Source organism: Actinomycetota bacterium (genome assembly GCA_041658565.1).
Lineage (GTDB): Bacteria > Actinomycetota > AC-67 > AC-67 > AC-67 > JBAZZY01.
Window position 1 is genome coordinate 1 of record JBAZZY010000002.1, and the last position, 13554, is coordinate 13554.

13 protein-coding genes and 1 pseudogene are annotated in these 13554 nt (G+C 64.1%); 7 read left to right on the top strand and 7 right to left on the bottom strand.

From position 1 onward, the window contains the following. The 4 genes from WDA27_02175 to WDA27_02190 all read left to right on the top strand — a co-directional run. Positions 1-365, top strand: a 365-nt coding sequence (locus tag WDA27_02175) for a transposase (GenBank protein MFA5889754.1), incomplete at its 5' end; no start/stop codon positions are given. A gap of 24 nt (positions 366-389) precedes the next feature. Next, a complete protein-coding gene (locus tag WDA27_02180; GenBank protein MFA5889755.1) occupies positions 390-956 on the top strand; it encodes a hypothetical protein in 567 nt (188 codons plus the stop codon). 85 nt (positions 957-1041) lie between these two features. Then, a complete protein-coding gene (locus WDA27_02185) occupies positions 1042-2394 on the top strand; it encodes a DUF3604 domain-containing protein (GenBank protein ID MFA5889756.1) in 1353 nt (450 codons plus the stop codon). A gap of 327 nt (positions 2395-2721) precedes the next feature. Beyond that, complete coding sequence (locus tag WDA27_02190) at positions 2722-3141, top strand: hypothetical protein (GenBank protein ID MFA5889757.1); 420 nt, start codon at positions 2722-2724, stop codon at positions 3139-3141. A gap of 254 nt (positions 3142-3395) precedes the next feature. Here WDA27_02190 and WDA27_02195 read toward each other — a convergent pair. After that, positions 3396-3491: pseudogene (locus WDA27_02195) on the bottom strand (ABC transporter ATP-binding protein). A gap of 135 nt (positions 3492-3626) precedes the next feature. Here WDA27_02195 and WDA27_02200 point away from each other — a divergent pair. Then, complete coding sequence (locus WDA27_02200) at positions 3627-4139, top strand: helix-turn-helix domain-containing protein (protein ID MFA5889758.1); 513 nt, start codon at positions 3627-3629, stop codon at positions 4137-4139. A 203-nt stretch (positions 4140-4342) separates the two neighbouring features. On the opposite strand, the gene WDA27_02205 is transcribed toward WDA27_02200, so the two are convergent. Beyond that, on the bottom strand, positions 4343-4720 hold the full coding sequence (locus tag WDA27_02205; protein MFA5889759.1) for a type II toxin-antitoxin system VapC family toxin: 378 nt from the start codon (positions 4718-4720) through the stop codon (positions 4343-4345). After that, a complete protein-coding gene (locus tag WDA27_02210) occupies positions 4717-4998 on the bottom strand; it encodes a CopG family transcriptional regulator (GenBank protein ID MFA5889760.1) in 282 nt (93 codons plus the stop codon). The genes WDA27_02205 and WDA27_02210 overlap by 4 nt, the downstream gene beginning before the upstream one ends. Positions 4999-5229: 231 nt before the next feature. Here WDA27_02210 and WDA27_02215 point away from each other — a divergent pair, with 231 nt between their 5' ends. Both WDA27_02215 and WDA27_02220 read left to right on the top strand, forming a co-directional pair. Next, on the top strand, positions 5230-7575 hold the full coding sequence (locus WDA27_02215) for a CocE/NonD family hydrolase (protein MFA5889761.1): 2346 nt from the start codon (positions 5230-5232) through the stop codon (positions 7573-7575). A 29-nt stretch (positions 7576-7604) separates the two neighbouring features. After that, a complete protein-coding gene (locus WDA27_02220) occupies positions 7605-9644 on the top strand; it encodes a CocE/NonD family hydrolase (GenBank protein MFA5889762.1) in 2040 nt (679 codons plus the stop codon). A gap of 17 nt (positions 9645-9661) precedes the next feature. On the opposite strand, the gene WDA27_02225 is transcribed toward WDA27_02220, so the two are convergent. The 4 genes from WDA27_02225 to WDA27_02240 all read right to left on the bottom strand — a co-directional run bounded on the left by WDA27_02225 (position 9662) and on the right by WDA27_02240 (position 13521). Continuing rightward, on the bottom strand, positions 9662-10630 hold the full coding sequence (locus WDA27_02225) for a magnesium transporter CorA family protein (protein ID MFA5889763.1): 969 nt from the start codon (positions 10628-10630) through the stop codon (positions 9662-9664). 169 nt (positions 10631-10799) lie between these two features. Then, positions 10800-11222: a hypothetical protein gene (locus WDA27_02230; protein MFA5889764.1), complete on the bottom strand. Its 423-nt coding sequence runs from the start codon at positions 11220-11222 to the stop codon at positions 10800-10802. Positions 11223-11443: 221 nt separating this feature from the next. Beyond that, positions 11444-13180 carry a SulP family inorganic anion transporter gene (locus WDA27_02235; protein MFA5889765.1) on the bottom strand — a complete coding sequence of 579 codons (1737 nt, stop codon included), beginning with the start codon at positions 13178-13180 and terminating at the stop codon, positions 11444-11446. Beyond that, positions 13177-13521 (bottom strand): metalloregulator ArsR/SmtB family transcription factor, encoded by a 345-nt coding sequence (locus tag WDA27_02240; GenBank protein MFA5889766.1) that lies wholly within the window; start codon positions 13519-13521, stop codon positions 13177-13179. The genes WDA27_02235 and WDA27_02240 overlap by 4 nt, the downstream gene beginning before the upstream one ends. Between the last annotated feature and the right edge of the window lie 33 nt (positions 13522-13554).

Genomic DNA, 13554 nt, shown 5'->3' on the forward strand with positions numbered 1-13554 from the left:
CCAAGGCGATGGACCGGTTCATCGAGGACTTCGCGAAGTGGCCCAAGGCCGTCGCCAAGATCACCAAGGACCGGGAGAACCTGCTCGCGTTCTACGACTTCCCCGCCGAGCATTGGATCCACCTGCGGACGTCCAACGCGATCGAGTCGACGTTCGCTCCCGTGCGTGCACGGACCAACGTGACGAAGGGACCGGGGTCGCGCGAGGCGGGGATGGCGATGGTGTTCAAGCTGCTCGAGGCCGCGGAAGGGAGATGGAGAAAGGTCAACGCACCTCATCTGGTTGCGCTCGTGCGTGCAGGCGCGAAGTTCGTGAACGGCAAGTTGGTTGAACGAGAAGCAACGAAGGGGAAGGACGCCGCGTGATTCACGCTACGCGTTCCACAACATTTGACGATACCTCCGACGCTGTTCTTCATCACCGACTACGCCTGCCAAGCGAATCCGGTGTGCCAGCCTGAGCCGTACCGGGAGGCGCCGGATCCACTCGGGCCGGGAGGGCGTGGCCGGGAATACGAGATCGTAAGCGCGGCCGGCGTTGACAGCATGAAGATCGCGCTTCGGGCTACCGCCCACCTCGATTTCGTGCCCGGCGAACCCTCGGGCAACCGCTACGGCGAGACCGTCGCCGTCTACTACACCATCGCGTGGCTCGACCGATACCTCAAGGGCGCCGACGATCCGGCGACGGCGCAGGATGCCTACGGGCGTCTCACCGCGTCGGTCTTCGACGACTCGGCCGACCGGCACAACCTCAGCCAAGGGTTCTGGGACCCCGTCAAGGCCGCGGAGTCGGGTGATCCGGTCTACGGTGGGAACGTGCCGTACATCATTGCGGAAATGCCGGTCGCGAACAGGCTGTCCATCTACTTTCATTCGAAGTGCAACATCTCCGTGCCGGGATCCTCGGGGCGGGCGCAGTCCAGTGATCTGCGCGCGACCGGATGCGCGGCATGAGGCAGCCGCCAACATGCGTCTGCCGGACCGAAAAACCCTCGCATCGCGGCAGGTATCCGACGGCAACCCTCGAAACAAACCGGGCATGGAGCGACGCGGATTTCTGAAGGCGCTCGCCGTGCTGACCGGTGGGTTGGCGATGCGCCCGTCTCTTGCATCGACCCTTGGCGGACTTTCGGACGCGACCGGCGCATCCCGCCTATCGCGGCTCGGTGGATCCCTCATCGTCGTGCACACGGACCTGCACAACCACAGTCTCATCTCCGGCGACGCGCAGGGAACCCCTGGGCGCGCGCTGCATCAGATCCGCGCGGCCGGCATCGACGTCGCGTGTATGACCGAACACGCGGTCTCGGGCAAGAACCACGGCGAGGTCACCTGTTCCGACTGGCACGAGGGCGACTGTCGCTTCGTCACGGGCATCAATGAGAGCGATTGGCGAGCGATGGCCGCAATCGCCGACAGCGCGTATGAGCCCGGCTCCTTCGTTTCGTTCCGCGGGTTCGAATACAGCACGCCGACCGTCGGTCACATCAATGTTTGGTTCGGCAAGGACTTCACTGATCCCGCGCACGAGGGCGCGCTCGTCACCGCACGCGAGATCTCGGAGATGGATCGGGTGTTCCCACCGTTGCAGCCCATCACCGACCAGTTTGAGAGCGCGCCCGACACCGCTCTGATCACGCCGTTCTATGACTGGCTATCCTCGGAGCCGGGGAGCCTGCCGTTCGGGGGCGGGAACGATGCACTCGCGAGCTTCAATCACCCTGGGTACTTCGGCAACTTCGGGGCGTTCACATATCACGCGGGCGCCGCGCAACACATCGTCTTGATGGAGGCCTTCAACCCGATCAACAGTGATCCGGATTACTTCTGGTACGGCGCCGACAAGGGGTTGCCGAATCCCTTCAACGCCTGCCTCAACGCCGGGTGGCGCGTGGGATTCACCGGCGTCAGCGACGAGCACTCCGGGACCTACGGCCAACTCGGGAAGGGCCGCGGAGGACTGTGGGTCGACGAGGTCAGCCGCGAAGGGGTGCGGCGTGCCATTCAGTCCAAGCGCAGCTTCGCGACCGTCGAGGCCGCGCTGCGGCTCGACGCCACCGCGAACGGCGTACCGATGGGCTCCTCGTTGCCTTCGGGATCGGACCCGGTCAGCATCGCGCTCGACATCGATCGGGGGCCCGACTGGGCCGGCAAGTCGCTGTTGGTGGAGGTCGTTGGTCCCGGGAGTGACGGACCGCGCCTGTTGGACGTGATTCCGGTCACCGTCCCGTCCGGTGACCTGCCGGTCACGTTCACGGCGCAGCCGAACGGCGCGTGGATGTTCCTTCGGATCATCGATCCGGAGCGCCCCAACCATCCTCTTGCGCGTGCGCCCTTCGACAACGGGGGCGCGTGCGCGTACGCGAGCCCATGGTTCTTCGGAACGGCCTAGTTGGGGTGGTCGACAAAGCACCTTCTGGGCGACAACTTGATGTAGATCAGCACGGCCGCGCGCGCAATTCACGCCGGGTTCGCAATCTATGTTCCGGATGACGACGCAGCCTGCGGTTTGTCCCGTTTGAGATACGTCCGTCCTGGGCCACGACCAGCCTTTTGTTCAGCCTTTTGTTCAGCCTTTTGTTCCGGCCGCTTGTCAACGGCCAAGTGAAAGCCTCCACTGGTGGCCAACTGAAAGTCTCCACCCCTCACCCTGCTTTCCTCTTGACTCCTCATCTCGTTCCTGCTCAAGACGAAGGAGATCGAGCGCCTCGCGGAGTTCGTGCGCCGCAGCACCGACGACGCGCTCGAGAACGTCAGCTACTACGCGACGGAGCCGGCGGCGAAGACGCTCGAGGGGGGGAGGATGCCGGAGATGGAAGGGGTGTCGAGCGCCCTGGGCGCCGGGCTCGGCCTCTTCTCGCAGGGGTTGGATGCGTTCAAGAACCTCAAGACGCTCCCTGGGTTCGTCTCGAAGGGTCGAAAGACCATTGCAGGAAGGTCGGCCGTCTGCGCGACGTGGTCACCTTCGTACGCGCAGGGAACCGTCGAGCAGTGCCTCGATTTGGGGACCGGCGCGGTCCTGTTCTGGGCGGCCGACTCGCCGGGGGGACCTACTCGGATTCAGGCAATTGAGGTTGGCGCACCGTCCAACCGTGACTTCACTCCGACACATCCGGTGACCGAGCTTCCGCGTTCCTAGGCCCGGCAGGATCTGAGGCGGCGCAACGATCGACCCCGGTGCGATCCCGCGCGTCGAGGGCACCCCCGTGATCATTCACGTCAGGGGTGAAGACGGTGGTTCGAACTCCGTCCGCTCAGTTGCGCGGAACACCGTCTCTGCCTGTTCAGGGGGGACGGATCGGAACGCTTCAATCGGCCAGTTTCCCCTGGTGGAAGTCCTGCAAGCCCTCCCGAAACGCATGGTTTGAGAGTCGTCCACTCAGGACCACGAAGAGCCCCTTCGACATCGAGACCTAATGTCGGCTCATCCAAGATCAGCAGCGGGGTCCGTTTGATCAGGGCACACGTAAACGCCAACTTCTGCTGCATGAATGGAGTTCTCTACAACCGATGTGGGAAAGTCAACGTGCAGGCGGGACCTCCGGTGCCGAGGCACGCGTGCTGCAAAGGGCTGCCCGGTTCCCTGTGGTTGCGTTTTTGGTGTTTATGGAATACCATGCAGCCATGCCTCGCACTGGATACACCACGGTTGACGACCTGCTGACAACCGGGCAGGCGGCCAAGCTGCTGGGGACGTCTCGGCAGCACGTCGTCGATCTCTGCACCAGCGGGCGGCTGAGCTATCAGAAGGTGGGGGCGCATCGTCGGGTTTCGCGCCGCGCTGTAGAAGCAATCCAGGAACGGTCGCTGGAACTGTCGCCTGATCAGGAGCGGAGCTTGTGGCTACACCGCGCAGTTGCGGGGAAACTCGCGCTCAATCCGTCACGGGTGCTCGGCCAGGCGCGACGAAATCTAGGGCGCCTTCGTGAGGTGCATACCCGGGGTCGCGTGCAAGCCCAATTCGACGCGTGGCAAACGTTGCTGGACGGACCGCTCACCTCCCTCATGGATTTCCTCGTTTCGAAATCACCGAGCGCTTTGGAGCTGCGGCAGAACAGCCCGTTCGCCGGAGTGCTGTCCCAGACTGAGAGGTGCAAGGCGCTGGAGGCCTTCCACCAGGCGACGCGGGCCGCCTAGGCATGCGCCGCCGCTAACTCGAGCATGTCCTGCGGGCAGCGTGCCAAATCGCCGAAACCACGGAGGCCCTCGTCATCGGCAGTCAAGCCATACTCGGTACTTACTCTGAGGGTGCATTGCCGCCGGAAGCATTCAGTTCGATCGAGGTTGATCTTGCGGAGCCGAAGTTGTCGGAGGCGATGTGGTCCCTGTCTCGTGACCGCCTACGTCCGATAAGGTTGACGCAGGCCGGCGAACATTGGGAAGTGCTTCGTGTTGAGGGTCCCCAGCGCGAGCCCAAGCTCCTCAGCGGTGGCGGCGATGACGAGGTCGGCAGTGGCGATGCCCGGATGGCTTCGTCTCCACTTGCGTCCGAGTTCTCCTGCGCGACGTGCGACAGGCTCATCGACGTCCGCCCAGCGGAAGGATCCGAACAACCGCTCGGTCACGGTCCTTTCGGCGCTGCGCATGCCCCGAAGCACCTCAACGCGCGTGACTTCAGAGCACGTAGGCGGCTCGTTCAATCCTCGCGCGTAGGCGATCGCGGGCGCGAAGCCCCGCAGTAGATCGATGACGACAGAAGTGTCGAACAGCACGCTCATCGGCGGCGCCGCTCGATCTCATCCTGTCGTCGTACGTCGCCGGCGCGGATGGATTCGACGTACGAACGGCCATCCGGCAGTGAATCGACCGGAGATGCCACGACGTCATCCAGCGCAGCGCGGAAGCGGGCTAGGCGGGTGGACTCGTCCGAGGGCGCGTCCAAGAAGGAATCGATCGCTTCGCGGATCAGCGTGGACTTGGTCACGCCCGAACTCGCCGCGCGTCGCGACAGTCGCGTGTCTTGATCGTCTTCGAGGTAGATCTGGGTTCGACGCATGATGTATATCTTGTACATCACCGCCGAATGACGTCAAGCGCTGATGAGCCTGGTCGAGACGCTTTGGAGGATCGATCGGTCTTCTTGCCGGTCCTTAGACGCGTCGCACCTGGCGGGACAAAAAGGATATGGAGGAATCGCGTCGAACCTGCGTCCTGAGAGTCGGTGATGTGGTCTCGTGCGTTGCGCGGGGCCGGTGGAGGGGGCTGCGGGATGTTGGATGGCGCACGGGTGAGGAAGAGTTCTGTGGGCGCGCGCACGGCGCGCGCGGTGGCGATTGGTTTGAGCGCCCTGCTTGTCATCAGTTCGTTGGCAGGCGCGGGCGCGTCGTCGGCCGGCTTCAATGCGGCCGGAAGTGTCGAGCAGGTGTACGTCACCGGTCTCGAGCCCGGCGCGCAGATGTCGCTCATCACTCCCGACGGGGAGGTCCTCTACACGCAGAATGCCAACCCGCTGGGTGGGCTCCTGTTCCGCGACGTTCCGCCCGGTACCGGGTACCGCGCGCGCCTGGACTCCGATGGGACTCTGTCGGACCCGCTCACGGTGCATAACACTGACCCGGCACCCTGGGATCCGAGCATTTACCAGCAGCCCATCTCGGACAACGGCTACTCCTACCTCACCACCCGGGACGGGACGCAACTCGCCCTCACCGTGCATCCGCCTACAAGCCCGGCGGGCTTCCCCGGCGTACCGGCGGGAACCTCGCTCCCGAACGGACCCGACTACCTTCCGCCGTACCCAACGCTGATCGAGTATTCGGGATACGGGTATGCCGATCCCGCGGGACCGCACAGTGGCATTGCAATCCTCGCGAATCTCATGGGTTACGCGGTCGTGGACGTGAACATGCGCGGGACGGGTTGCTCGGGCGGCGCCTTCGACTTCTTCGAGCCGCTGCAGGGCCTGGACGGATACGACGTGATCGAGACGATCGCCAACCAGCCGTGGGTGCTCGGCAACAAGGTCGGCATGATGGGCATCTCGTACGGCGGCATCAGCCAGTTGTTCACCGCGCAGAACAACCCTCCCCACCTTGCCGCGATCTCTCCGATGTCGGTTATCGACGCCACGGCGACGACGCTGCTTCCCGGAGGCATCCTCAACACCGGCTTTGCCGTTTCCTGGGCGCAAGAGCGCCAGAAGGAAGCACGGCCCGCGCCGGACGGGCAGGGTTGGGCAAACACACAGATTGCCGCCGGCGACGCGACGTGCGCTGCGAACCAGGTGTTGCACGGCGAGGCGACCGACCTGATGGCCAAGATCGAGGCCAACACTCTTTACAACCCGCCGGTCGCCGACCCGCTGGATCCGGTGACCTTCGTCCACAAGATCAATGTGCCGACGTTCATGGCCTGCCAGTGGCAGGACGAGCAGACCGGTGGTCACTGCCCGGAGCTCTTCGCGAACTTCACCGGCACGGACAAGAAGTGGTTCACCTTCACCAACGGCGCTCACATCGACTCGCTGGACCCGGAGACGTACAACCGCTGGTACGACTTCCTGGAGTTGTACGTTGCCAACAGGGCACCGATCGTCAACCAGGCAGTCGTCCGGGCAGCCGCACCGGTCGTCTTCCAGGCGGCCATGGGGCTTCCTCAGGACGACGTGGTCACGTTGCCGCCGGATCCCATCCAGATGATGCCCACGTATGAAATGGCGCTTGCCGCGTTCGAGAAGTTGCCGCCGGTGCGCGTGCTGTTCGACAACGGCGCCGGTACCTCGCCGACGGGAAGCGCTATCCCGGGGGATCCCTATCCCGGGTTCGAGCGGTCCTTCTCTACGTTCCCCGTCCCCGGAACTGCCGCACAGACTTGGTACTTCGGACCGGACGGTTCGCTCTCGGACCGGCTCCCGGTGAGCGCGGGCGCCGACCAGTACACCTCCGACGCGAGTGCACTGCCTTTGACCAACTACACGGGCGGTACCGGTGGCGGAGGCCTGTGGGGTAACGCGTCACAGTGGAAGTGGAACTGGAAGCCGAATTCCGCGGGAACGGCCGTTTCGTACGTGTCGGAGCCTCTGGCAGTTGACACCACCGTCCTCGGCGCCGGCGCGGTGTACGTTCAAGTGAAGTCGTCGACCGACGACGTGGACCTTCAGGCAACGATCAGCGAGGTCCGCCCGGACGGCAACGAGACGTTCGTTCAGAACGGCTACATGCGCGCGAGCGAGCGCAAGCTCTCGACCGATTCCAACAACCTGTTCAAGCGGCCGGGCACGTTGCTCTCTCCGATCCCGACCTTCCTGGCTTCGGACGTCATGCCCATGCCGAGCGGCAGTTTCGTTCCGGTTGCTATCCCGCTGTACTACCAGGGCCACATGTACCGCGCGGGGTCGCGCATCCGTGTGACCATCGCTGCTCCCAACGGCGCGCAGCCCGTCTGGTCATTCGGTCGGACGGTGCCGAGCGGAACGCCGGAGGTCTCGATCGCGTATTCGCCGTCTCAACCGTCAGCCTTGGTGTTGCCGGTCGTTCCGGGCTTCAAGGCGCCGACACCGCTGCCGCCGTGTCCGAGCCTGCGCAACCAACCGTGCAGGCCCTACGCGCCGATCGTGAACGAGGGTGCGCCCTAGGACGCTGCAGCAAGAGGAGGCTGACCACAATGCTCAAAGCAACTCGCGCGCGCCGCGCGCTCTGTGCGATTTCGATTCTCGCCGCGGGACTCGGCATCCAAGTAGCGTCCGCAGAGGACCAGAACCCTCTCGACGGTATGCAGGGCGGTCCGACCGACTTCTATTCGGTGAGCGACGGCACCTCGATCGCGTTCACGACGTGCTACCCCAACAACTATGACCCTTCGAAGAGCTACCCGGCGATCCTTGAGATGGCCGGGTACGAGAACGGCTCCCAAGGCATCACTTTCGATCCGGATGGGTACCCGCACTGCACCGGGCGCACCACGACCGGGCAACTGCGCGACTGGTACGGCGAGAACGGCGACTACGGCAACCCACCGGAACCGCCGCTTGCTGAAGATAGCGACGCAATCGCGATGGGCACGCACTACCACGACGATTACTTCGTGATCCACGCCTCGGTCCGCGGCACAGGGTGCTCCGGCGGCGAGTTCGATCTGTTCTCCAGCCGCAGCGCGCTCGACGGCTACGAGTTGATCGAGGACTACATCGTCCGCGACGCGCAGCACCCGTCGTGGAAGTCGAACGGAAAGGTCGGGCTGATCGGTCACTCCTACAGCGGCATCACGGCGACCTTTATCGCGGAGACGCAGCCGCCGTCCCTCGTGGTGTCCTCGCTGTCCGGCTTGATCGACGACCTCTACCGCGGCATCACGTATCCGGGCGGGATCTTCAACGGGTTGTTCCCACCGGAGTGGAACCTCGGCCTGCGGAACGCGTACGACGTCGCCGGGGCGAGCGCGCAAGGCCTCGTGCGCAACCTGCGCGACCGGCCCGCCCTCGCGCAACAGTGCGCGGCGAACATGGCGACGCATCGCCGCAATGTGCTCGACGACCCGCTTGTGCACGGCCTCGGGCAGACAGACAGCGAGTGGTTCCGCGCGCGCTCGCTCATCACGCTGGTGAGCAAGATCAACCGCCCGTACATGGCAACGGGCACGTTCCAGGATGAGCAGACCGGCCCGCGCTTCGAGCACTTCTGGGAGCAGATCCCCGCGGGTCTTCCAAAGCGGCTGCTGATGACGAACGGAAACCACGGCACCAACGTCGCTCCGGAGCAGGTCTGGAAAGACCGCAAGGCGTGGATCGACCACTGGATGGGCATCCCCGACGGCAACAACTACTACGAGGAAATCGGTTTCGATCCGGGAGCGACACCAGTCAGCGTGCGGACGCTCTTCGAGTTGAAGACCGACAACACGACCGACGAAACGAAGGACTCCACGTCGTTCCCGCGCGAGGACACGGCGTGGACGCCGTTCTTTGTGAACGGTGTGGACGCAACGACCGGGTCGGGCACTCTGTCAACGACGGCGGCGACGGCGGCGGGAAGCGCGAGCTACCTGTCCGGCACAAAGCGGCAGTCGTGGAGTTTTGAAGTGCAAGGCGACACCGGACAGAACCCCGGACCGCCGGCTACCACGCGGCATGCTCCTGACGAACTCGAGTTCCGCTACACGGTTCCGGAAGGTGCGCCGCTCGTTATCGACGGGCCGATCACCGCGAACCTGTTCCTGTCGACGACCGGGATCGACACGGACATGTTCGTTCAGGTGATCGACGAGTTCCCCGGTGGAACCAACATGCTCGTCCTTCAGCGCGGAATGCAGCGTGCGAGCTTTGATGCGATCGACGCCGGCCATTCTGACTACTTCGGCATCGATCCGGTCGTGGGCGGGCCCTTCATGTACCGTCCGATGCGGCCGTACTCGAGCCAGACTTTCGTCACGCCGGGCGAGATCAAGCAGTACCTCGTAGAGGTCTTCCCGGTTGCGCACATCTTCCGTCCGGGTCACACGCTGCTCGTCAAGCTGATGGCGCCGCCGGCTGTGGACTCGCAGTACTCGTATACGCCCGGGGATTCGCCGGTCACGCTGAACACGCTGCACTTCTCGCCGACACAGCCGACGCGCATCACGCTTCCCGTGGTGGGGGCGCCGCCGGGCATTACCGCGATCGGTCCGGCGTGCGACGGTTACCAAGCGATCCGCTGCGTGTCGGAGTAGCGAACCAGCGGGCGTTCTTAGATGAATTTGCGCCGCCGGAAATAGACGTAGAGGGCTGCGGCAGACGCCGCCATCAGCCCGACTGAGAAGAGGAAGCCGGCGCGTCCGCCTGAACTCGGGATGAGGTCGAAGTTCATCCCGTAGACGCTCGCAATGAAGGTCGGGACGGCGATAATCGCCGCCCAGCCTGTCAGGCGTTTTGTGACATCGTTAAGTGCGTTGGACTGCTCGGTTCGTCGGAGCTCGAGGAGTGCGTCGAGAAGGTCGTCCACGTTCCGAACTTGATCGGTGATCCGCATGATGTGGTCGAGCACGTCTCGGAAGTAGTTCGCCGTCTCCTTCGTCTCCACTTGTGTGTCGGCCCGGGCAAGGAACTCGGTCAGCGCGCGGCTGCCCGGAAACGCATACCGGCGAAGTCGCGACAGGCGCTGCTTGATCGAGTAGACGCGCGCGCCGGACGAAGCCGTGGGATTCCCCAGCAACTCGTCCTCAAGTCGCTCGACCTCCAGTTCGATGTCGTCGGCCAAGGCTTGATAGTCGTCAACCAGAGTGTCGAGCAGCGAGTGCATGATCCACGAAGAGCCGTGTGCGTGATCTCGCAGTTGTCCCCAGCGCCGCTTCATGGCCAGATCGACGATTCGCGAAGCGCCGGCGTGCAGAGTCAGGACGAAGCCTTTGGCAGCGAAGCAGGCGATCTGCCGGGACTCGAGTTGCTCTCTGACGATATCGAGTTGGTGCATGACGACGAAGAGATGGTGCTCGTATGACTCGAACTTCGGGCGCTGGCGGGCGTTGAACGCATCTTCAACCGCAAGCGGATGCAGGCCGAGTTCGGTTGCGATCATCTCGATGTCTTGTCGCGTGATCAGGTCGACGTCGGCGTCGGCCCAAACGAGCAGTCCCGCCTCTAGGGACTCGGAGATCTTCGTGAGGTCGGTGAGCGCGCGCCAGTCTCCCTCGAGTGCGTGCGTGAATGCTCTCAGCATGCCTGAAACGATACTCCCAGCAGGTTCCGAAACCTCGGCAGGACCGGGGCGAGCCGCCCCGGTTGGCGCATGATGGGTCCGTAGGAGCGCACGAGTACTAGGGCTGCGACGGTCTTTCCACATCGATGAGGACTGTTGCCCTCGGGACCACGCTCACGAGCGGCGTCAATTAGAAACTGCAGGTTCCGAAATCGAAGAAGTGGAATCTGCCGTTGGGGCTCAAGTGCCCCACGATGTCGATACTGTCGGCGACTCCGCCGCCTTGACTGATGAACCTGATCTTGCCCACCAACCGCGTCGGGTCGGAGTAGGTCTCCGCTCCGACGACTCTGTAGGCGGCGCCTGCCCCATCCCTTGCCCGAACGTTGATGAGGTTGATGTGTGCGCCGACGGATAGATCGCGGAACACGAAGGAGAATCTTCCGGATGTGAAGGTGTACGACGTGGGGCCGCAGGTGATTGGGCCGTCCATGCCCGCGATCTCCGTGGCCGGGTAGGAGGCGTGGCGCACGGGACTTGCCAGACTCGGAGAAGCACTGAGCACCAACACCAGGGCGGACATGGCGGCAAGTGCGGCTAGCCTGCGAAGCATGGGGCACTCTCCCTCGTTGCACGGGTAGGTCATTGGTACAGCGCTTAGGGTCGGCGACCTTCTGGGGATGCGCTGTGGGATTCTCGGTTCGATGCCTCCCGTGGTCGCGACTCTGCACCGCATTCTGCCGGACCGTGAGGGCCATGCGGCCCCCGCCAGAGGGGGCGGTGCCTATTGTCCGTGGGCGCTACGAAAAGAGGCGGTTCGTTAGGTCTATCTGCTTATCTGACCCGACCCAAGCTCGTATCTTCCCGCATGGCAGCCGAATCCATGACGTCTGCACCCGACAACACGTCTACGAGCGATGCGGGCGGGTGCAGTGTCCGGCTTACGTGCAGGCGCGCGTGACGAACGGCGTCGTCCAGTGCTGAGAACGTGTGCGCCTCCGACGCCAGTCGATCGAAGACCCCTACCGCACCCATGACCCGGATGTGCGCGGCGCGCGGACCTTTCAGCAGTACCGTGATCTTGCGCCGTTCCAGGTTGGTGACGATCTCGCCGAGCGCGTGTGCGCCGGTTGCATCGAGCATCTGCATCTGAGGCAGGCGCAGGATCACGACCTTAACGTCGCTCACGGCGCTCAACTCGGTCAGGAACCGCTGCGCGGCACCGAAGAACAAAGCCCCGTCGATGCGGTACGTGACGATGTGTTCGTGCAGGAGCGCCGCCTCGGTTTCGCCGTCGACTTCGGGCGGCGTGTCGAACGACTCGATGCTGGCACTGCTCGTGCGCGCGATGTTGCGAAGCGCAAGCAGGGATGCCGAGACGATGCCGACCTCGACCGCGAAGATCAGATCGAAGGCGATCGTCGTTATCGCCGTGAGGACTAGAACGATCGCGTCGGAGCGCGTGGCGCGCACAACCGCGCGCACGTTGAGAGGCTCGATCATGTGGACGGCGGTGACCATCAACACGCCGGCGAGGGCTGCGAGCGGGATCTGGGATACCAACCCTCCGGCGAACAGCACGACGAGCACGAGCACGAGGGAGTGGAACATGGCTGCCGCGCGCGTGCGCGCGCCGGCGCGCACGTTCACCGCCGTGCGCGCGATCGCGCCGGTTGCCGGCATGCCGCCGAACAACGGCGAAACAAGATTCGCGAGTCCCTGGCCGAAGAGTTCGCGGTCGGGATCGTGCCGAGGAAGGTCGGCGAGTCCATCCGCGACCTTCGCCGATAGCAGGCTTTCGAGCGCCGCAAGGGCGGCGACGGCGAGCGCGGGACCCAGGAGACTGCTTGCGCCGTGAAACGATGGGATCGTCGGTATCGGCAGCGAGTGCGGCAGCGTGCCGATGCGCGCCACGTCGAAGTGTGCCAGCTTCGCCACGATCGTTGCGGCGGCGACCGCAATGAGCGAGCTTGGCAAGGTGTGCCGAATTCGATTCGCGACCACCATGACGACGACAACTACGGCGAGGAGAATTGCTGCCGCAGCGTTGCCGTTCTTGAAGGACGAACCGACGACACGGAGCGCGACGGCGGCGGTGTTGCCTCGCGGCGGATTCATCACGCCGAGGGCCGCGGGTACTTGCTGCAAGAAGATGATCGTTGCGATCCCGACGGTGAAGCCTTCGACCACCGGCCAAGGGATGAACGCTAGATACCGGCCGAGCCCCGTCACCGCCGCGGTGACGATCAGTATCCCGGCGAGGATGCCGACCACGAACACAGCGTCGGCACCGAATCGCATAACGACCGGAACCAGGACGACCGTCATCGCGCCGGTCGGCCCGGATACTTGAACGTTTGATCCTCCAAAGAGCCCCGCAACAAGACCGGCAATGATCGCGGTGATCAGTCCTGCGCGCGCGCCGAGTCCGGTGGTCACTCCGAACGCGAGCGCAAGCGGAAGCGCAACGACTCCGACGGTGATGCCGGCGACGGCATCGTTTCGCCAATGCCGCGCAAACCCTGCGTAGTCGCCGGGGCTTGGAAGCAGTCTGCGTACTCGAGACGTCAAAGACGTGCCGCGCGCAGATCTTCGAGCAAGTCGTACGTGCTCGAAAGTGAGTTGATGAGGACGCGCTTCGCAGCCGCGAGCACGTCGACGAGCTGCGGGTCGCATATCTCGTAGACCGACGACGAACCTTCGCGGTGCGCGTTCACCAATCCGGCGCGTCGAAGCACGGCGAGTTGCTGGGACAGATGCGACGCTTCGAGCCCGGTCTCGAGCAGAAGCTCCGCCACGGAGCGCGGCCGTTCCGCAAGAAGCTCGAGCGTACGGATGCGGGCCGGATGGGCGAGCGCCTTGAACAGCTCAGCCTTGATCTCGGAAATAGGCCTGTTGACCTGCGGATTCACTACGTGCTCCCTTAGTACAGTTCTATCAATTGA

Excerpts from the sequence above, each read along its gene's own strand:
- WDA27_02220 (MFA5889762.1), top strand. The coding sequence starts at position 7,605 with ATGCTCAAAGCAACTCGCGCGCGCCGCGCGCTCTGTGCGATTTCGATT.
- WDA27_02225 (MFA5889763.1), bottom strand. The coding sequence starts at position 10,630 with ATGCTGAGAGCATTCACGCACGCACTCGAGGGAGACTGGCGCGCGCTC.
- WDA27_02230 (MFA5889764.1), bottom strand. The coding sequence starts at position 11,222 with ATGCTTCGCAGGCTAGCCGCACTTGCCGCCATGTCCGCCCTGGTGTTG.
- WDA27_02205 (MFA5889759.1), bottom strand. The coding sequence starts at position 4,720 with ATGAGCGTGCTGTTCGACACTTCTGTCGTCATCGATCTACTGCGGGGC.
- WDA27_02200 (MFA5889758.1), top strand. The coding sequence starts at position 3,627 with ATGCCTCGCACTGGATACACCACGGTTGACGACCTGCTGACAACCGGG.
- WDA27_02210 (MFA5889760.1), bottom strand. The coding sequence starts at position 4,998 with ATGCGTCGAACCCAGATCTACCTCGAAGACGATCAAGACACGCGACTG.
- WDA27_02185 (MFA5889756.1), top strand. The coding sequence starts at position 1,042 with ATGGAGCGACGCGGATTTCTGAAGGCGCTCGCCGTGCTGACCGGTGGG.